The sequence below is a fragment of the Haematospirillum sp. H1815 genome (genome assembly GCF_012102705.1).
Lineage (GTDB): Bacteria > Pseudomonadota > Alphaproteobacteria > Rhodospirillales > Rhodospirillaceae > Haematospirillum.
This window is the reverse complement of the sequence record NZ_JAAVTA010000003.1, coordinates 38,806-57,399: the sequence shown is the minus strand read 5'-3', so window position 1 is coordinate 57,399 and position 18,594 is coordinate 38,806. Positions and strand designations below refer to the sequence as shown.

The 18,594-nt window shown below is 56.4% G+C and carries 15 protein-coding genes; 8 read left to right on the top strand and 7 right to left on the bottom strand.

The features are described 5' to 3' along the window. The first annotated feature begins 21 nt into the window (after positions 1–21). The 4 genes from HEQ60_RS04060 to ptsN all read left to right on the top strand — a co-directional run bounded on the left by HEQ60_RS04060 (position 22) and on the right by ptsN (position 4,048). Positions 22–906 carry an LptA/OstA family protein gene (locus HEQ60_RS04060; RefSeq protein ID WP_168069766.1) on the top strand — a complete coding sequence of 295 codons (885 nt, stop codon included), beginning with the start codon at positions 22–24 and terminating at the stop codon, positions 904–906. Between the two features lie 129 nt (positions 907–1,035). Beyond that, complete coding sequence (gene lptB, locus HEQ60_RS04055; RefSeq protein WP_168069764.1) at positions 1,036–1,755, top strand: LPS export ABC transporter ATP-binding protein; 720 nt, start codon at positions 1,036–1,038, stop codon at positions 1,753–1,755. A gap of 17 nt (positions 1,756–1,772) precedes the next feature. Further along, positions 1,773–3,299 carry an RNA polymerase factor sigma-54 gene (gene rpoN, locus HEQ60_RS04050; protein WP_168069762.1) on the top strand — a complete coding sequence of 509 codons (1,527 nt, stop codon included), beginning with the start codon at positions 1,773–1,775 and terminating at the stop codon, positions 3,297–3,299. 287 nt (positions 3,300–3,586) lie between these two features. Continuing rightward, complete coding sequence (gene ptsN, locus HEQ60_RS04045) at positions 3,587–4,048, top strand: PTS IIA-like nitrogen regulatory protein PtsN (RefSeq protein WP_168020948.1); 462 nt, start codon at positions 3,587–3,589, stop codon at positions 4,046–4,048. Between the two features lie 90 nt (positions 4,049–4,138). On the opposite strand, the gene ptsP is transcribed toward ptsN, so the two are convergent. From ptsP to HEQ60_RS04020, 5 genes are all read right to left on the bottom strand, one after another. Further along, complete coding sequence (gene ptsP, locus HEQ60_RS04040; protein WP_168069760.1) at positions 4,139–5,902, bottom strand: phosphoenolpyruvate--protein phosphotransferase; 1,764 nt, start codon at positions 5,900–5,902, stop codon at positions 4,139–4,141. Next, complete coding sequence (locus HEQ60_RS04035) at positions 5,892–6,155, bottom strand: HPr family phosphocarrier protein (RefSeq protein WP_168070070.1); 264 nt, start codon at positions 6,153–6,155, stop codon at positions 5,892–5,894. The genes ptsP and HEQ60_RS04035 overlap by 11 nt, the downstream gene beginning before the upstream one ends. 117 nt (positions 6,156–6,272) lie before the next feature. Further along, positions 6,273–6,674, bottom strand: coding sequence for a PTS sugar transporter subunit IIA (locus tag HEQ60_RS04030; protein WP_168069757.1), 402 nt, complete (start codon positions 6,672–6,674; stop codon positions 6,273–6,275). Continuing rightward, entirely contained in the window at positions 6,671–7,645 is a 975-nt protein-coding gene (rapZ, locus tag HEQ60_RS04025; RefSeq protein ID WP_168069755.1) for an RNase adapter RapZ, read from the bottom strand. Before rapZ ends, HEQ60_RS04030 begins: the two co-directional genes overlap by 4 nt. Next, positions 7,642–8,076, bottom strand: a complete 435-nt coding sequence (locus tag HEQ60_RS04020) for an HPr kinase/phosphorylase (protein ID WP_209315407.1) — start codon at positions 8,074–8,076, stop codon at positions 7,642–7,644. The genes rapZ and HEQ60_RS04020 overlap by 4 nt, the downstream gene beginning before the upstream one ends. 298 nt (positions 8,077–8,374) lie before the next feature. On the opposite strand from HEQ60_RS04020, the gene HEQ60_RS04015 reads away from it, so the two are divergent. The 3 genes from HEQ60_RS04015 to HEQ60_RS04005 all read left to right on the top strand — a co-directional run bounded on the left by HEQ60_RS04015 (position 8,375) and on the right by HEQ60_RS04005 (position 14,930). Next, on the top strand, positions 8,375–8,809 hold the full coding sequence (locus tag HEQ60_RS04015) for an SEL1-like repeat protein (RefSeq protein WP_168069753.1): 435 nt from the start codon (positions 8,375–8,377) through the stop codon (positions 8,807–8,809). A gap of 250 nt (positions 8,810–9,059) precedes the next feature. Beyond that, the gene (locus HEQ60_RS04010) at positions 9,060–13,910 is read left to right on the top strand and encodes an NAD-glutamate dehydrogenase (RefSeq protein ID WP_168069751.1); all 4,851 of its coding nucleotides are present in this window, start codon (positions 9,060–9,062) and stop codon (positions 13,908–13,910) included. A 159-nt stretch (positions 13,911–14,069) separates the two neighbouring features. Then, a complete protein-coding gene (locus HEQ60_RS04005) occupies positions 14,070–14,930 on the top strand; it encodes an alpha/beta fold hydrolase (protein WP_209315406.1) in 861 nt (286 codons plus the stop codon). Positions 14,931–14,973: 43 nt separating this feature from the next. On the opposite strand, the gene HEQ60_RS04000 is transcribed toward HEQ60_RS04005, so the two are convergent. After that, positions 14,974–15,564 carry a malonic semialdehyde reductase gene (locus tag HEQ60_RS04000; protein WP_168069747.1) on the bottom strand — a complete coding sequence of 197 codons (591 nt, stop codon included), beginning with the start codon at positions 15,562–15,564 and terminating at the stop codon, positions 14,974–14,976. Positions 15,565–15,640: 76 nt separating this feature from the next. Beyond that, entirely contained in the window at positions 15,641–16,405 is a 765-nt protein-coding gene (locus HEQ60_RS03995; protein ID WP_168069745.1) for an SDR family NAD(P)-dependent oxidoreductase, read from the bottom strand. Positions 16,406–16,581: 176 nt separating this feature from the next. Between HEQ60_RS03995 and HEQ60_RS03990 the strand changes: the two genes are divergently transcribed. Next, positions 16,582–18,540 (top strand): acetoacetate--CoA ligase, encoded by a 1,959-nt coding sequence (locus tag HEQ60_RS03990; protein ID WP_322099286.1) that lies wholly within the window; start codon positions 16,582–16,584, stop codon positions 18,538–18,540. The last annotated feature ends 54 nt before the right edge of the window (positions 18,541–18,594 follow it).

Sequence of the window (18,594 nt, the reverse complement as noted above, 5' to 3'; positions counted from 1 at the left end):
GAGCGGCAGGAGCCTGATCACATGCGTATTGCGGCACATATCCTGTTTCTCTTGGTTGCTCTGCTGGGTGGCCTTGTATTTTTGCCTGTGCATGCGCAGGACCCCGGTCTTGTTGTGGCCGGGGATGATGATGCACCGGTCGTGATAGAGGCCGAGAATGGCCTGGAATGGACAAGGGAGCAGCGTCGTTTTGTAGCGCGTGGTCATGCGACTGCCATTCGGGGGGATGCGACGCTGCGGGCTGACACTCTCTTTGCCTTCTATGATGATGACAGCCATAACAAGGTTGCTCTGCAGGGTGCGGGTTCGTTCGGTGCCATTCGTGTGCTGGAAGCGCACGGCTCTGTCGTGATGACAGCTCCAGGAAGACGTGCGCAGGGTGAGAAAGCTGTTTATGATGTTGTCACAGGTGCATTGACCCTGTTTGGTCAAGGGAAAGGCGTTTTCGTAACCCTGCCGCAGGATACCATAACGGCGCGTGATACAGTCCACTATGACAGTCGCTCCCTGGTGGCAACAGCAAAGGGGGATGCCCGCGTCGTCAGGCAGGATCGCATCATGTCTGCCGATACCATGGTGGCACGGATGAGTACGGCACGTGGCGGGAATGCCTTGAAAACCGTTGATGCAACCGGAAATGTCCGTATCGTTACCCCGCGTGAGCAGGGGACAGGTGATCGCGGACACTATGATGCCGTGACCGGGATTGCTACGCTGACAGGTGCGGTTACCCTGGTTCGTGAAGGAACGATTCTGACCGGTAACAAGGCGGTATTTGACATGAATACCGGCGTGTCCCGTCTGGTGGGCGGGCCAGGACGCGCAAGGGCTGTTCTGGTTCCGGAAAAACCTGTTCAGGACGGGCAGAAGAGTGGTAGCGATGAAGCATCGAAAGGTCAGCCCTGATTCCCGACAGGGTTCAGTGGTCAGCATACGGAGACAGCGACGCTTGTGAGAACGGAGAAAGATCGTCCTGCACCGGGTTCCGGTTCCGATAACGAAACGGCTGGAACGGTCCAGGCAAAAGATTCAAGCATGGGACTTCATGTTCGCCGCATAGGCAAGCACTACAAACGTAGGCCTGTTCTTCACGATGTCAGCCTGTCTGTGCAGCGTGGCGAGGCGGTTGGTCTTCTGGGGCCGAACGGGGCTGGCAAGACGACGTGCTTTTATTGTGTAACGGGCCTTATTGTGCCTGACTCAGGGACCATCGAGCTGGATGGTCGTGATATCACGGCGCTGCCCATGTACCGTCGGGCGCGTTTGGGCATAGGGTATTTGCCGCAGGAAGCTTCTATTTTCCGTGGGCTCAGCGTCGAGCAGAATATCATGGCTATTCTGGAGGTATGCGAGTCGGATCAGGATGTGCGCGAAGCACGGCTTGAGGATCTTCTCGCTGAATTCTCCGTATCCCACCTGCGCCGGGCCCCGGCCTTGTCCTTGTCCGGGGGGGAACGCCGGCGTGTGGAAATTGCCCGTGCACTGGCGTCCAGACCATCTTATATTCTTCTGGATGAGCCGCTGGCCGGGATTGATCCGATTGCAGTGGCTGAAATCCGTGATCTTGTGGCCCATCTCAAGGATCGGGGGCTGGGCGTGTTGATCACGGATCACAATGTACGGGAAACACTGGATATCATTGACCGTGCCTGTATTCTTCATGCTGGTACGGTCCTGATGGAAGGGAAGCCGGAAGAGATTGTGGCTGACGAAGGGGTTCGTCGCGTGTATTTGGGCGAGAATTTCAGACTGTAGGGCGGGGGGCCCCGGTAATGGTGCTTCAACCCAGGCTCGATATGCGGCAGACCCAGGGTCTGGTTATGACGCCGCAGCTGCAGCAGGCTATCAAGTTGTTGCAGCTGTCCAACCTTGAGCTTGGAGCCTGGATCGAGCAGGAACTGGAGCGCAATCCGCTTCTTGAGCGGGCAGATCCGTCCGAGGCCGTATTGCCAGAGGCCGATGTTCCGGTTGAGTATCGTCGCGATGCTGGTCAGGATGTTCTGGTTGACCCGATTGACGGTGCCCGCGAAGCTCCGCTGGACGTCGAGGTGGATAATACCTTTGACGGAGGGAGCCCGCGGGAAGGACCGGCATGGGATCCAGATGAGGCTCTGGGGCGATGGGACAGGGTTGGCCATGGGGGCCGTGGGGATTTTTCTGACAACGAAATGGATCATGACCGGCAGGTTTCTGCCGCCAAGTCTTTGCGCGACCATATTCTTGAGCAGGTGGAGCTGGATATCCCTGATCCCGTAGATCGTCTGGTTGCCGTGGCTTTGCTTGACGCCCTGGATGACAATGGGTGGCTTCTGGTCCCGACATTGGACATTGCAGACGGTCTGGGCACATCACAGGAGCATGTGGAGGCTGTGCTTCGGGTTGTTCAGCGCTTTGATCCGCCGGGTCTGTTTGCTCGCTCCCTGAGAGAATGCCTGGCCCTTCAGCTTGCAGATCGTGATCGTCTGGATCCCGCCATGCAGGCCCTTGTTGACAATCTTGATCTTCTGGCGCGTCGTGACTTTGCAACGTTGATGCGTATTTGTGGTGTTGACGAAACAGATCTTCAGGACATGATTATGGAGATCCGTGCCCTTGATCCCAAGCCGGCACAGCATTTTGATGTGGCTGTGGCGCACCCGGTTGTTCCTGATGTCCTGATGCGGCCTCTTCCGGATGGAGGATGGGTTGTTGAACTCAATCCGGACACTTTGCCCAAGGTTCTGGTCAACAGCCGCTACTATGCACGTGTCAGCAAGGCTGCCCTTTCCAAGGAAGAGAAGGCCTTTGTAACCGAGAATTTCCAGTCGGCATCTTGGCTGGTCAAGTCACTTGACCAGAGAGCGAATACCATCCTGAAGGTCTCGACCGAGATTGTGCGTCGCCAGCACCGCTTTTTTGAAGAAGGCGTATCCGGCTTGCGCCCGTTGATATTGCGGGATATCGCCGAGGCTGTGGATATGCATGAGAGTACGGTCAGTCGTGTAACCAGCAACAAGTATCTGTCTACGCCAAGAGGCGTCTATGAGTTGAAGTATTTTTTCACCCAGGCGATATCAACAACTGATGGTCGTGATTCTGTTTCGGCAGAGGCTGTTCGTCTTAGAATTAAAAGCCTTATTGATGGAGAGGAACCCGGAAAGGTTATGTCCGACGATGCCTTGGTGGCGATTCTGCAGGCCGAAGGGATTGATATCGCACGGCGCACTGTGGCCAAATACCGTGAGTCGATGAAAATTCCATCGTCTGTACAGAGGCGGCGAGAAAAGTTTATGGGGGGATCGCCCCCTGTCGCAGTATAATAGCCCGGTCTTTGCAAGGTGTTCCCGATGGGTGTTTGTTCTGTCTTGACCGGGCGGCGCACTGATCTTATGGTTCGCCCCCTTGTTTGGAGGTGGGAAGGGGCATCGGATATTCTGGCCATGGGCTCTGATTGGCAGGCTGTTCGATCCAGTTTTTGTGTACTGGTTGGCTTCTTTTTCCTCTTTTTGCGGAGCTGGTTAACCTTTTGTTTTTACTCGCGAGGGTAGTTATATGAGGTTTTCGCAGTGCCGCTGTTTTTCCTTTTGAGAGCCAGTGAGGGCTTGTAATGGATATCACCAGTCTCGTCAGTCCAGAGAGCGTGGTGCCTTGCCTGAAAGTGACATCAAAGAAGCAGGCTCTTCAGGAGCTTGCCCGTCACGCCGCCCAGTTGACCGGTCTTCACGAGCGGGCCATCTTCGACACCCTGTTGGAGCGCGAGCGTCTTGGCACAACTGGTGTGGGCAATGGCATTGCCATACCGCATGGCAAAATGGCCGCTCTGGATCGTTTGTACGGTGTCTTTGCCCGTCTTGAACGTCCTGTTGACTTCGAGTCCATCGACGAACAGCCTGTCGATCTGATTTTCCTGCTTCTGGCTCCTGAATGTGCCGGTGCCGATCATCTGAAGGCGCTGGCCCGCGTGTCGCGTCTTCTGCGCGACCGTGCCATGTGCGAGAAGTTGAGGGCAACATCATCGGCTGATGCGCTGTATGTTCTTCTTGCCAACAGCGAAGCGCAGGCGGCCTGATCTGCGGGTGAGCTTTCAGGAATAATAAGAAAACAGGCCGGCATATATAAAGCTGGCCTGTTTTCTTTTCCCCAGGGGCTGCCTCTCAGCCTAGCCAAAAGTTTCTATCATTGTTTCAATCCGCGTTGGGTCGTGCTCGCTCATAACCTGTCGGGCATGTTCTTCTGCTGCCCAGTAGGCAAGGTGGCGGATTCTATTCTTGACCCTGGGCAGGCTTCCGGCAGCCATGGAAAGCTCTCGGATGCCAATGCCAACCAGAAGCGCTGCCAAGCGTGGATCGCCGGCAATTTCCCCGCAGACACTGACCGGTATACCGGCCCGCAGGGCAGCCCCGGTTGTAAAGTGAATCAGGCGCAGAACAGCAGGGTGGGTTGGATTGTACAGATGGGCCACTTCCTGGTCTGTACGATCTATGGCCAAGGTGTACTGGGTCAGGTCATTGGTTCCGATGGCAAAGAAGTCCGATGCTGTTGCCAAGGCATCGGCGGCCAGTGCCGCGCCCGGAACCTCGATCATAACGCCCAGGGGAGGGATGGTATCCGGCACCGGGATCCGCGTTTTCTTGAGGCGGCTGTGTACGGCGCCAAGACATTCGCGTACAGCCGTAATTTCTGACACGGTGCAAACCATGGGGACCAGAATACGTACAGGGCCGTGTACGGCAACCCGCAGAATGGCGGCAAGCTGGGCTTCAAGGACTGCGGGTGAGGACAGGAGAAAGCGTACAGCCCGCAACCCTAAGGCTGGGTTGGCTGGCATGCTGCCCCCCAACGCCGTTGTCAGCTTGTCACCTCCTGCATCCAGAATGCGTATGGTGACCGGCTTTCCTTCCATGCGCTGTACAACCGTCTTCAGGGCCCGGTATTGTTCATCCTCGTCGGGCCAGTCCGGTCGATTCATATACATGAATTCGCTGCGGAACAGGCCAATTCCCTCAGCCCCGGATGAGAGGATCGTATCGATCTCGCCGGGGAGCTCAATGTTTGCCATCAGACGTATCGTGGTTCCATCAGATGTCACCGCCGGCAAGTCCCGCAGCCGCCCCAGATTGCGGCAGCTTCTCAGGAAGTCGGCGCGCCGGATGCGGTACGAGGCCAGTGTGTCCTGATCCGGGTTGATCACCACTGTACCGGTGACCCCGTCCAGGATGATTGTATCCCCTCTCTGTACTGAACTCATGATATCCGGCACAGCCAGCACGGCCGGAAGCCCCAACGAGCGGGCCATAATGGCCGTGTGACTTTCCGCTCCGCCACAGGCTGTAACAAAGCCTGCCACAGTTTCCGGATCAAGCAGGGCTGTATCGGCAGGTGTCAGCTCGTGGCTGACAATAACAGCATTGCGAGGCAGATTCTGGAATGCCTTTTGTGGTGCTGCAGACAGATGGCGGATCAGCTTGTTTCCGATATCACGGATATCATCGGCCCGCTGTTGCAGATAGGGGTCATCCATGGCCTGGAAGGCATCGTTCAGGGCCGATATTTCATAACGAACAGCGGCTTCGGCATTGATGCGGTCGTGTTCGATTCTGGTTTCCACCCCCCGGATCAACCGGGATCCTTTTAGCATGTGCCCATATGCATCCAGCAGGAATCCCAGTTCCTCTCCCGCCTGGGCAGGCAGATCGCCGGCTTTTTCCCGTAGGGTTTCCAGTTCGGTGCTGGCATCGGCTACAGCTGTGGCAAAGCGCCTCTTTTCTGCATCAACCCGGGATGCCGGTATTCGGTGCTCTGGTGCATGTACATCGCCGGGTTCGTGCAGACAGGCAACACCAATGACAATGCCTGGCCCTACGCCGTGTCCGTGCAGAACGGCGCTTCCTGCTGCTTCGCTATGATCAGGCCTAGTCTTCATCGAACTTTTCGTCAACCAGCTTGCCAAGGCCTTCCAGGGCATCTCGTGCCTGTGGACCTGTGGCGCGTATTTCAATGATGGTACCCGTTGATGCGGCCAGCATCATCAACCCCATGATGGATCGTCCCGACACCGTTTGTCCCCTGTTGCAGACCTGGACATCAGCCTGGAATGTCTCGGCAAGTTTGACGAAACGTGCGGCAGCTCTGGCATGCAGCCCCCGAGTGTTGCGGATTTCCGCACGCCGGACCATGGTCCCGTCCTCAAGGGTTTCAATGGTAAAGGATGCTATCTCATGCCGGGGTTCCATGTGCATGGACGGCTGTCTCCTTTCTGATGACTGTTCCGGGTTGACTGACCAAAACCGGTGTCAGTGGTCGGTCAGGAGTTTCGAGGCAACGTTGATATATTTGCGCCCGGCATCCTGCGCGGCAAGGACTGCCTTTTCCAGAGACATGTCATGGCGGATGCTGGCCAGCTTGATCAGCATGGGCAGATTGACACCGGCAATGACCTCAACCTGTGCCCGCCCCATGATGGATATGGCCAGATTCGATGGCGTACCACCGAACATGTCTGTCAGAACCACAACACCGTTCCCGGTTTCTACCGAGGCAACCTTGTCCAGGATGTCGGCTCTGCGTTGTTCCATGTCATCTTCAGGGCCAATGCATACGGCTGCGGTTCCCGCCTGATGGCCGACAACGTGTTCCAGGGCGGCGATCATTTCCTCGGCCAGGCGGCCATGGGTGACCAGTACCATACCGATCATGATTGTACTTCCTTCATAGACCCCTGTACCGTCTGGCTCTGTGATGGCAGCACAGAGATATCCCTGTGCCTGAGGATGGGTTGATAGTTTTGCCCTGTCAGCCAGGCATGGATCTGTCTGGCCGTAAAGACAGACCGGTGTTGTCCGCCGGTGCAGCCCACCGCAATAGTCAGGTAGCTGCGCCCTTCAGATTGGTAACGCGGCAGGATGGGTTGCAACAAGGTTTTCACATTCTCAAGAAAAGGCGCGAAAGCAGGGTCTTCCGCGACATGCTCCCCGACCTCGGGATCTTCGCCGGTTTTGGCCTGTAGATGTTCAACATAGTAGGGGTTACGCAGGAAACGCACGTCCAGAACGATATCTGCTTCCCTGGGCAAGCCATTCTTGAAACCAAAGGACATAACCGTAACCTGCATCCGCGACCGACAGTCGGTCCTGTAGCGTTCCTCGATCAGGGAACGGAACTCATTGTGACCCAGACGCGAAGTATCGACAACAAGGTTGGCAACTGCCTTCAGTGGAGCCATGATCCGGCGCTCCAGGGCGATGCCATCGCTGACGGGCAGGTCGCTTTTTGTCGGGTGGCGGCGCCGGGTTTTGGTAAAACGGCGTATAAGGACATCATCGTCAGCATCAAGAAAGAGCAGGTGCACGTCTACGTTCGGGCGTTTCTGCAGTCCATCAAGAATACACCTGAACCAAGTCGCATCCAGATCCCGGGTCCGGATATCAATACCAAGAGCCAGAAAATGTGGTTGTCTTGGTGTGTCCTGCATTTCCGTTCCGGGGCCAAGGCCCAACAGGCCATCCAGCAGCACAAGGGGGAGATTGTCGACAACCTCGTAGCCAATGTCTTCCAGTACATTCAGGGCGGTGGATTTCCCTGCCCCGGACAGTCCCGTAACGATCACCAAGTGTGTCGTGTTCTGGCTTGGTCCTGAAGTGTCTGTCGTCGCGTCGGGATTGATCATGATACGGGGACGATTTCTCCTGTGGCCAGCCGGAGTGCAAGACGAACGTGGGCTGTTGCAGACACCCGGAATGGATCAATCCATACCCGACGTACGGGAATGCTGCAAAGCAGAACCTGATCTGTTTCGGGAAGCCGTTCGGTTTCTCCGCCTGTCCTCAGGTCACACAGAAGCGAGACCGGTACCGGGCCACAGGAAGGAACCGGAACAATTCCAAGCCCACGTACTTCCAGAAAGCCGGCCAAGCGATCGGGTGGGAAGGCAACCAGCTGCCCGTTTTTGGCATCGATGCGACACAGGTCGTCCGTCACCAGTTGTGCACCCTCATCAACAAGCCGCAGCGCCAGGTCGGACTTGCCGCTTCCCGATGCGCCCCGCAGGATAACGCCGTGACCGTGGACAGCAATACATGTGGCGTGAATGTGTTCCATCAACCCGGAGGGTGAGAGTCCTGTTATGGAAAGTCAATCCTTGCCGTACGTTCATGACGCAGGTGTGCGACAATTGTGAGGGCCCTGCTGTTTGTGCTATCGTCGCTGCGGTGCGTTTCTGTGGTAGGGTGGGTCACTCGTGATGGGATTCCGGACAGGGCAATGCAAGGCTAGGCAGTGGAAGCCGCCCTTTATATTCCGGCTTGGGCCATTGTTCGTGTTGGTCTCTTTTCTGTCAGCATTCTTGCGGCCTTTGCATGGCTATAGTTTTGGGCTGAGCCTCGATGAAATGTACCGTATGTCCCTTCGCCATGAGAATGAAGGTGTTTTGCCGGGGTATGTCGTCAACCGCGGTATGGCACCGTGGCCGGAGCCAAAGCCACCGACTCCGGCCGAGCGGGAAGCAGACACGGGGGCCGGAGTTTTGTCCCTTCCTTTGACAGAGGCTTTGCCTTGGCCACAGGTTGTGAAAGAGGTTGCCACCGGCAATCCCGGCCCGTTTGCCGTGGATGCTGTGCGCCGCCGTGCCCGGAGCGATGATGCCGAGGCGGTTGAACTTCTGGCATGGATGTATGCGGGGGGTGTTGGTGTCCACAAGGACCTTGCACAGGCCTTCGAGCTGTACCTGAAGGCCAGTCGGCTTGGGGTAACAACCGCAAAGGATAATGCCGGCTCTGTTTACAAGTCCATGACGGTTGCGGAGCGTCGCACAGTCTTCAACCCTTTCAATTGATTCTTTGCTGCCTGTTTTTGACAGTCGATCGTATGGCGTCTGTTGTCGGTACAGGAAAGATTCTGTCCGTATATGGCTTTTTCCGGTATGCTTCGGAAAACTGTCAGGGCTGGCTTTGTTCCTCGTGAAAATTTTGTGTCCACAAAACGACTTGTGATCGTGAAACCCTTGAATTCCAGATCATTCAGGAGTTTCCTGATGGGGGTTTGCGCCCTTTGTCACCAAGCCACATGTTCGGGACACATGTACCATGGCATCTCATTCAAAGTCGTCCGGACCGGATCTCGTTGGTCGTGTTGTTGAGCTTGTCCGGGATCGTCTTGCGGGCGATCGGGCTGTCATTGCTGAAGCTCTCTTGCGGCAGTATGTGAGGGTTATGCCTCCTGCTGATCTGGAAGAGATAGACCCGGGGCAGCTCTATGGCATGGTGGTGTCGCTGTTGTCCTTTGCCCGTCATCGCAAGCCAAAACAGGCCAAGATACGAGTTTTCAACCCCAGAATTGATGAAGATGGCTACACAACAGATCATACCGTTGTCGAGCTGGTCAGCGATGATATGCCCTTTATCGTTGATTCCGTTGTGGCATCCCTGTCCAGCATGGGGCTGAATGTTCTTGTTGTTATCCATCCCGTATTGCATGTTCGCCGTTCGGAAGACGGGACCCTTGTCGACATCCTTGATCCCGATGCACCACTGGGCAAGGGGTGTGAGGCTGATTCAGTCGTTCACATAGAGATCTTCGAGCAAAGCGACCCAAAAATTATTGCGATCATAACCCAGGATCTGGAAGCTGTTCTGCGTGATGTTCGGCAGGCGGTTGAAGACTGGAAGCCGGTTCAGGAGCGTGTGCAGGCTGTTACGGCCGAGGTCAAGCGGGAGAAGGGGCCAAAAGCGCCCTCTGGCGAGGATGTGCAGGATGTTTGTGATTTCCTCGCCTGGTTGGCCGATAACCATTTTACGCTTCTGGGTTACCGCCGTTATGACATCAGGCAGAAAGGTGGTTCTGATACCATTGTGTCGGCTGAAGTGGGCGATGGCCTTGGTATTCTGCGCAATGCGGACTATCTGGTGTTTGACGAGGTTCGTAATCCATCAGATCTGCCTCCTGAAATGGTGGCCTTTGCCTCGCATCCCAATCGACTCCTGATTACAAAATCAAACCGTTTGTCCCGGGTCCACCGGGCCGTGCCGATGGATGTTATTTGCGTCAAGCGCTTTGGTGCCGGGGGAAAGATTGCCGGCATCGAAATGTTTGTTGGGTTGTTTACATCCAATGTTTATACGAACAGCGCTGGTTTTGTGCCTGTTCTGCGCACCAAGATCGATCGCATCATGCGGCGTACCGGCCTGCGCCCGGGCAGCCATGATGGCAAACGTCTCCTCAGTATTCTGGAAAATCTTCCGCGTGATGAACTGTTCCAGGCCAAGGACGAGGAGCTGGAGACGATATCGGTTGGTATTCTGCACTTGCAGGATCGCCACCGCACGGCTGTCTTTATTCGTGTTGATGAGTTCGGGCGTTTTGTGTCGGTTCTGGTGTTTGTGCCGCGGGATCGTTTCGATACTGATTTGCGTCTGACGATCCGTCGGATTCTTGAAGAGAGTCTGGATGCAGAACAGACGGGCTATTACACCCAGGTGACCGATGCGCCGCTGGCCCGTCTGCATGTTTTGCTGAAAGCCAGGAACAAGAAGGGAACGCTGCCAGCCTTTGATGTCGAGGCGATCGAGAAACAGATCGCCGAGGCGGCCCGGGCGTGGTCCGACCAGTTTCAGGAAGCTATCCTACAGGCGAAGGGGGAGGAAAGGGGCAGTCGTCTGGTGCGCCGTTATGGCAACGCGTTCCCGAGTTTCTACAAGGAGCGTTACAGCGCCGCTGCGGCTGTTTACGATATTGACCGTATCGAAGAGACCTTGGGGGGCAATTTGGCCCTGAACTTGTACCGTCCGCTGGAAGCAGCCGAGAACGAGGTACGTTTCAAGGTCTATCGTGCCGATAAGCCGGTCTTGTTATCCGATATTTTGCCGATGATGGAAAACATGGGGTTCCGTGTCAGCGGCGAGATGCCGTTCCAGGTCAAGATGGAAGATCTGAAGCGCTCGGTCTGGATCCATGAATTCTCCATGTCCTCGGCAGATGGGTCGCCGGTGCGGGTCAACGAAATTCGCGCCGCGTTCCATGATGCTTTCCAGCGTGTCTGGGCCGGGGATATTGCCGACGATGGTTTCAACTGCTTGGTCGTGACCACGGGGCTGCTGTGGCGTGAAGTGGTGATGCTGCGGGCTTATGCCAAGTACCTGCGGCAGGCTGCCTTTACGTTCTCCCAGGGTGCCATCGAGGCAACCATGGTCAAGAACGGGGCTATTGCCCGTCAGCTTGTTCGTTTGTTCCATGCCCGTTTTGATCCGGTTGGCGCATCCGGTGATACAGAAATTCTGACCCGCAAGGTTCTTGAGAGCTTGGAGCATGTCAGCTCTTCCGACGAAGACCGGATTATCCGTCGGTACCTGAACCTGATTCATTGCACCCTGAGAACGAACTTCTATCAGAAAGCTGCTGACGGTCGGCCCAAAAGCTATATTTCCTTCAAAATTGACAGCCGGCGGGTCGAGGATCTTCCCCTGCCCCGTCCCAATGTCGAGGTGTGGGTTTATAGCCCCCGGGTCGAAGCAATCCATCTGCGTGGCGGCAAGGTGGCGCGTGGAGGGATCCGCTGGTCAGATCGCCGCGAGGACTTCCGTACCGAAATTCTGGGGCTGATCAAGGCCCAGATGGTCAAGAACGCCGTGATTGTTCCGGTCGGGTCAAAAGGTGGATTTGTGGTCAAGAAGCCTCCCCATGAAGGAGGGCGTGAGGCCTATATGGCAGAAGGGATTGAATGCTATCGGACCCTGATGCGTGGTCTTCTTGATCTGACAGACAATCTGGTGGGTGGGGGTGTTGTGCCGCCCTCTGATGTGGTCCGCCATGATGATGACGATCCGTACTTGGTCGTTGCTGCAGACAAGGGAACGGCGACCTTTTCTGATATCGCAAATGGCATTTCAGCCGAATATGGGTTCTGGCTTGATGATGCGTTTGCCTCTGGCGGTTCGCAGGGATACGACCACAAGATTATGGGGATTACGGCCCGCGGTGCCTGGGAGGCGGTGAAGCGGCACTTCCGCGAAATGGGGCGTGATATCCAGACCCAGGACTTTACCTGTGTTGGTGTTGGCGATATGTCGGGGGATGTGTTCGGGAATGGCATGCTGTTATCACGCCACACGCGTTTACTGGCTGCTTTCAACCATATGCACATCTTTATTGATCCCAATCCGGATACAAAAGCCAGCTACGGTGAGAGGGAGCGGCTGTTCCGTCTGCCCCGATCAACATGGGCCGACTACAATTCATCTCTTATCTCGGCGGGCGGTGGTGTCTTTGAGCGTACGGCCAAGAAGATTCCGGTCAGCCCACAAATGCGCTCTCTCTTCGGGATCGAGGCTGATAGTCTTACGCCCAACGAATTAATCCTGATCCTGTTGAAGGCGCATGTTGACCTGCTGTGGTTTGGTGGAATCGGGACGTATGTCAAGGCTGCGACCGAAACCAATGCCGAAGCTGGTGACCGTGCCAACGATGCCATTCGGGTCAACGGTAAGGATATCAGGGCCAAGGTTATCGGAGAGGGGGCCAATCTGGGGGTGACCCAGCGTGGCCGTATCGAAATGGCCGGGGCTGGCGTTCGTCTGAATACCGATGCCATTGACAACTCGGCCGGTGTGGACTGCTCTGACCATGAGGTCAACATCAAGATTCTCCTCAACCGTGTTGTGGCTGATGGGGATATGACTCTGAAGCAGCGCAACACGTTGTTGGCTGAAATGACGGATGAGGTGGCCGAGCTGGTTCTGCGGGACAACTATCTCCAGACCCAAGCGATTTCCCTTTCCCAGTACCGTGGTGCGGCTCTTCTGGATCAGCAGAGCCGCCTGATGCGGATGCTGGAAAAGGCGGGACGCTTGGATCGTGGTATCGAGTACCTGCCCGATGATCTTGAGGTTGCCGAGAGGATTGCGGCCCGGCGTAGCATGGCACGTCCTGAGCTTGCGGTTCTGATCGCCTATTCCAAAATGTGGTTGTTTGACGAGATTCTGGAAAGTGATCTCCCTGATGATCCCTCCATGGAAGAAGATCTGGTCAGTTATTTTCCTGAACGCCTGCGTGGCCCGTGGGTACGACAGATCTTGGAACACAAGCTGAAACGGGAGATTATTGCGACCCATGCTGCCAACAGCATGATCAACCGTGTGGGTGGAACGTTTGTCACCCAGATCATGGAAAAAACAGGGGCCAAGCCGGCGGATGTAGCCCGTGCCTATATCGTAATCCGGGATGCATTCGGATTGCGGGCTCTGTGGAGCGAGGTGGAAGCGCTGGACAACAAGGCTCCGGCAGAGGCCCAGCTGGCCATGCTGACGGAAGCCAACCGGCTTGTAGAAAGGGGAACCTTGTGGGTTCTGCGCCATGGTGACCATGTTACTTCGGATCAGGGAGCCTTGACGGCAACCCTGCGGGAGGGAGCCGAAGCCTTGGCCTGTTCTGTCAGCAGTGCCTGTCCGCCGGATCTGCAGGCGCTTATCCATTCCAGGAAGCAGGATCTGGTGACCAAGGGGGTTCCGTCGACCTTGGCTGATCGTACGGCCTCTCTGGTTCTGTTGGCTTCTGTTCCTGACGTGGTTCGGCTGTCCCGTGATCTTGGTGTGACCGAGGTTCGTGCCGCTGCCCAGTATTTTGCCGTTGGCTCGCGCTTTGGTCTGGGATGGTTGCGTGCGGCATCCGAGAACCTGACCCAGGGCAGTCACTGGGAGAAATTGGCTGCTGCTGCTGTGACAGATGAACTGTATGCCCTGCAACGTGGTGTAACGGCCCGTATTCTGGGTGAAACATCTGACAGCCTTTCCCCAATCGAGGCCATTGACTCCTGGGCCGAAAATTACAAGGCTGCGGTTCTGCGGACGGACCAACTTCTGGTCGAGATGCGTTCAGCGCCGGCTGTTGACTTGGCTATGTTGACCGTTGCCAGCCGCCAGTTCGGTAGCCTTGCCGGGGTCTAGACCTGATGCACAAGCGGGGTGGAGCTATGCCACCCCGTTTTCGCGCTTTGTCTTGTGGGGTATAATCGGCACGTTTGATGCCGTAGGATGCTGCCCTCCGTCCTTTCTGTGCAGGGTTCCGCGTTTTGCTTCTGCCAGAAACTGTTGTGCGATGGTCTGATGTCTTCCAGGACCTCCTTGCCTGTTCCTGACCTTGAGGTCATCAACCAGAAGCCCTCTGTGCCTTCTGCTGCTCCCCCGCTGCTGTTTGTCCATGGTGCTTTCTGTGGAGCCTGGATCTGGCAGGAAAACTTTCTGCCTTGGTTGGCCGGCCAGGGGTTTGACGTGTATGCCTTGTCACTGAGAGGCCACGGAGCCAGCGGTGGTTACGAGCACCTGTCTGGAACCCACGTGTTTGAATATGTGGCTGACGTGCTTTCCGTTATGGATCGTCTTCCCGCGCCACCAATTCTTGTAGGCCATTCCATGGGCGGTATGGTCGTCCAGAGGGTGATCGAGTCTTTTGATGTGCAGGATTTTTCTGTGAAGCGTCCTGTGCAGGGGGCTGTCCTGATGTCATCGGTGCCCCCGGGCGGATTATGGGGGACGTCACTTCACATGATGACGCATGATCCATCGCTGCTGCTCCAGATTGTTGCCCTGCAAAATTTCGGTATGTCAGCCCTGTCACCCCAGACAATTCATCGTGCCATGTTTTCCCCGACGGAACCGATGGAGGAGACGCGTGTTTATCTTGAGCGCTTGCAGCCGGAGTCCGTTGCCATTCAATCGGATATGACGCTGGCTCCGCCCCCTGTTCCTGCCAACGGGCGGAGCATACCCATGCTTGTAGTTGGTGCTTCGGAGGACAGCTTTGTACCGCCCTGGATGGCCCACCTGACAGCCCGGTATTACGGCGCGGAGTCCCAAGTCCTGAACGGTGTGGGTCATGCCATGATGCTGGGTACGCTATGGCACCAGGCTGCTTCTATGCTGAGGGAGTGGCTCTGGCGCCACTGGCCACCGGGTGGGCGAGGCTGACCGGCAGAGGCTGCGTGCAAGGCATCAAACGGCCCGCATCAGATTACACGATGCGGCAGGCTTCTTCAAAAGCCAGGCGCGGGCTGCGTGGGTACAGCTTTGATGGATCCCCATAGCCCAGATTGCATAAAAAATTGGCCTTGAAGCGACCATCAGGGAAGAAGGCGGCGTTAAGTTTATCGGGGTTGAAGCCACTCATGGGTCCGCAGTCCAGCCCAAGCGACCGGGCGGCCATAATCAGGTACCCCCCTTGCAGGGATCCATTACGGAAGGCTGTTTCTGCCGCATGGGCAGCGTTGCCGGCAAACCAGCTGCGGGCATCGGCATGTGGGAACAGGGTTGGAAGGTGATCATAGAAGGCGGTATCGTACGCAACAATAGCTGTTGCCGGTGCATTCATGGTTTTTTCGACATTGCCCTCATCCAGTGCCGGGCGCAGACGTTCCTTGCCTTCTGTCGTGGTGACGAAGACCACCCGCATGGGGGAGCAGTTGGCAGCTGTTGGCCCCATTCTGGCCAGGTCCCATAGGGCCTTCAGGGTTGCCTCCGGAACAGGCTTCTTGTTCCAGCCATTGTGGGTACGGGCATCAATGAAGAGTTGGGCCAGTGCGGCCTTGTCCAGGGAAGAAGACACAGATCGGCTCCTTGTCACCGGGGTCAGGTCTGGCGATTGTAGCATCGCCAGACCGGTGGGTCACCCGGGCAGGACTTTATTTTGGCTCAAGCCTCAAAGCCCCATCCAGGCGGATGGTTTCTCCATTCAGCATGGGATTGTTCACAACAGCCAACACCATGTGACCAAATTCTTCCGCCTGTCCCAGGCGTCGTGGGAACAGGGTTCTGGATACAAGGCTGCTGTGTACGTCGCGTGGAAGCCCGGCAATCATCGGCGTTTCGAACAGTCCGGGCGCAATACACATGACCCGGATGCCATGAGGAGCAAATTCCCGTGCTGCCGGAAGGCTGAGCGCGGCAACACCTCCTTTGGAGGCAGCATAGGCGGCTTGGCCAATCTGACCGTCAAATGCGGCAATAGAGGCGGTATTGACGATAATCCCGCGTTCTCCGTCCATCCCGATGGGGTCTGTCCCCATCATGTCAGATGCTGCCTGGCTCATGACATGAAATGTCCCAACCAGATTTATGGCGATGGTTTTGTGGAAACCTGCCGGATCCATGGGGCCATTGCGGCCGACAATACGGCCACCATGAACAATACCGGCGCAGTTGACGCAAATTCGGGCCGGGCCATGCGTGGCTTTTGCTGTCTTCAGGGCTGTGTGCACAGAGTCCGGGTCTGTGACATCACAGGTTATGGGCATTGCCCCGGTTTCCTGTGCCGCGTCCTGCAGGCGGCCGGTATCAGTATCCAGTATGCTGACCCTTGCCCCGGCCCGAACAAGAACGCCAGCGGTTGCCCGTCCCAACCCGGATGCTCCACCGGTTATGACTGCAGCGAGTCCCTTTATATCCATCAATGATCCCCCATCTGGATACGGTCTTTGGCTGACTGTATGCAAAGCCTGCCGTGATGTACATGCTGACACGACAAAAACGGGGCAGTGGGTGCAGTTTTATATTCGCTGTCTTGGCGTCAGCGGTGGAATGCGTCACAGTCTCTTGTTATGCCCGTTCAGAGCAGGAGAGTCGGGTGTCAGAGTCGCCGATCTTGTGGCAACCTTCGGATGAACGTATCCGGGCGAGCAATCTCTTCTCGTTCATGACCCGTATCAATGACCGATACGGCGTCTCGCTTGCTGACTATGAGTCGCTGCATCGCTGGTCCGTCGAGAATATTCCTGCTTTCTGGCAAGAAGTCTGGACGTTCTGTGAGCTGATCGGTGACCCGGGACCGGTTGTTGTTGATGATCCCGGTCGTTTGCCTGGTGCCCGCTGGTTTCCTGAAGGTCGTGTCAATTATGCCGAGAACCTGTTGCGGCCCCGTCCGGCAGATGCCCTAGCCGTTGTCTTCCGTGGCGAGGACAAGGTGCAGCGTCGTCTGACGTATGGGCAGCTGTGTGAACAGGTATCACGGGCCAGGCAGGCGCTACAGGCTTCCGGTGTGGTTTGCGGTGACCGGGTTGCGGCGTATATGCCCAACATGCCCGAGACCCTGATCCTGATGCTGGCGGCCGTATCGATTGGGGCTGTCTGGTCTTCTGCATCCCCGGATTTTGGTGTTCAGGGTGTCCTTGATCGTTTCGGGCAAATAGAGCCTGTCGTCCTGTTGGCCGTAGATGGCTATCATTATAACGGCAAAAGCCATGATATCCGCGACAAGGTGCGGGCTGTTGCCCAAGGTATTCCGTCCTTGCGCACGGTTGTTGTTGTGCCCTACGTGGCCGAGACGCCAGATATCTCGTCTGTACCGAAGGCGGTATCCTGGGGCAAGTTTCTCGATAGTTTTGTTCCGGGCAAGCTGGATTTTGTCCGCCTGCCGTTTGATCACCCGTTGTTTGTGATGTTTTCATCCGGAACAACAGGGGTCCCGAAGTGCATTGTGCATAGCCATGGTGGTACCTTGCTCCAGCAGGTCAAGGAGCATGTCCTCCATTGTGACGAGAAGGCCGGAGACCGGGTTTTCTACTTCACCACCTGCGGCTGGATGATGTGGAACTGGCTGGTGTCGGCCTTGGCTGTCAAGGCGGCCTTGATGCTGTATGACGGGGCGCCATCCTGGCCTTCGGGGAACGCAATGTTTGATTATGCCCAAGCCGAGCGTTTCACATTCTTCGGAACGTCAGCCAAATGGATCGATGCCATTCGCAAGGATGGCCTGCGCCCGCGTGATACCCACGATCTGTCCAGCGTTCGTGTTATTGCCTCGACGGGCTCTCCCTTGGTTCCGGAATCTTTTGACTACGTATACGATTCCATCAAGCCTGATGTTCTGCTCGCGTCCATTTCCGGCGGAACAGACATTGTGTCCTGCTTTATGCTGGGCAACCCCTTGGGGGCCGTCCGTCGTGGCGAGATCATGGGGCGGGGGCTTGGGCTGGCGGTTGATGTCTTCGATGAGGCCGGCAAGCCAATACGGGGTGAGAAGGGTGAACTGGTGTGCACCAAGGCCTTTCCGGCTGTTCCGGTCGGCTTTTGGGGTGATGCCGATGGTGCAAAGTTCCGCAGTGCCTATTTTGAACGTTTTCCCGGAATCTGGACCCATGGTGATTGGGTCGAACTGACCGGCAGCGGCGGGATTATTGTCTATGGGCGATCCGATGCAACGCTGAACCCTGGTGGTGTGCGGATCGGTACGGCAGAGATCTATCGCCAGGTCGAGAAGCTGGAAGAAGTTGTTGAGTCTCTGGTCGTTGGGCAGGATTGGGACAATGATACCCGTGTGATCCTGTTTGTTCGCCTGCGCCCCGGTGTGTCATTGGATCCTGCCCTGCAGGACCGTATCCGCAAGACAATACGCGAGAACTGCACGCCACGTCATGTGCCGGCCCGCATTGTCGAGGTGGCTGACATTCCGCGAACCAAGTCTGGAAAAATTGTCGAATTGGCTGTGCGCGAGGTTGTGCACGGGCGTCCGGTCAAGAACATGGAAGCCTTGGCCAACCCGGAAGCCTTGGCGCATTTTGCCAACCGTCCCGAGTTGTCCACCTGATTGTTGATGGTACGGGAGGGTGCTCTTCTGACATAAAGATATCCTTATGTGTTC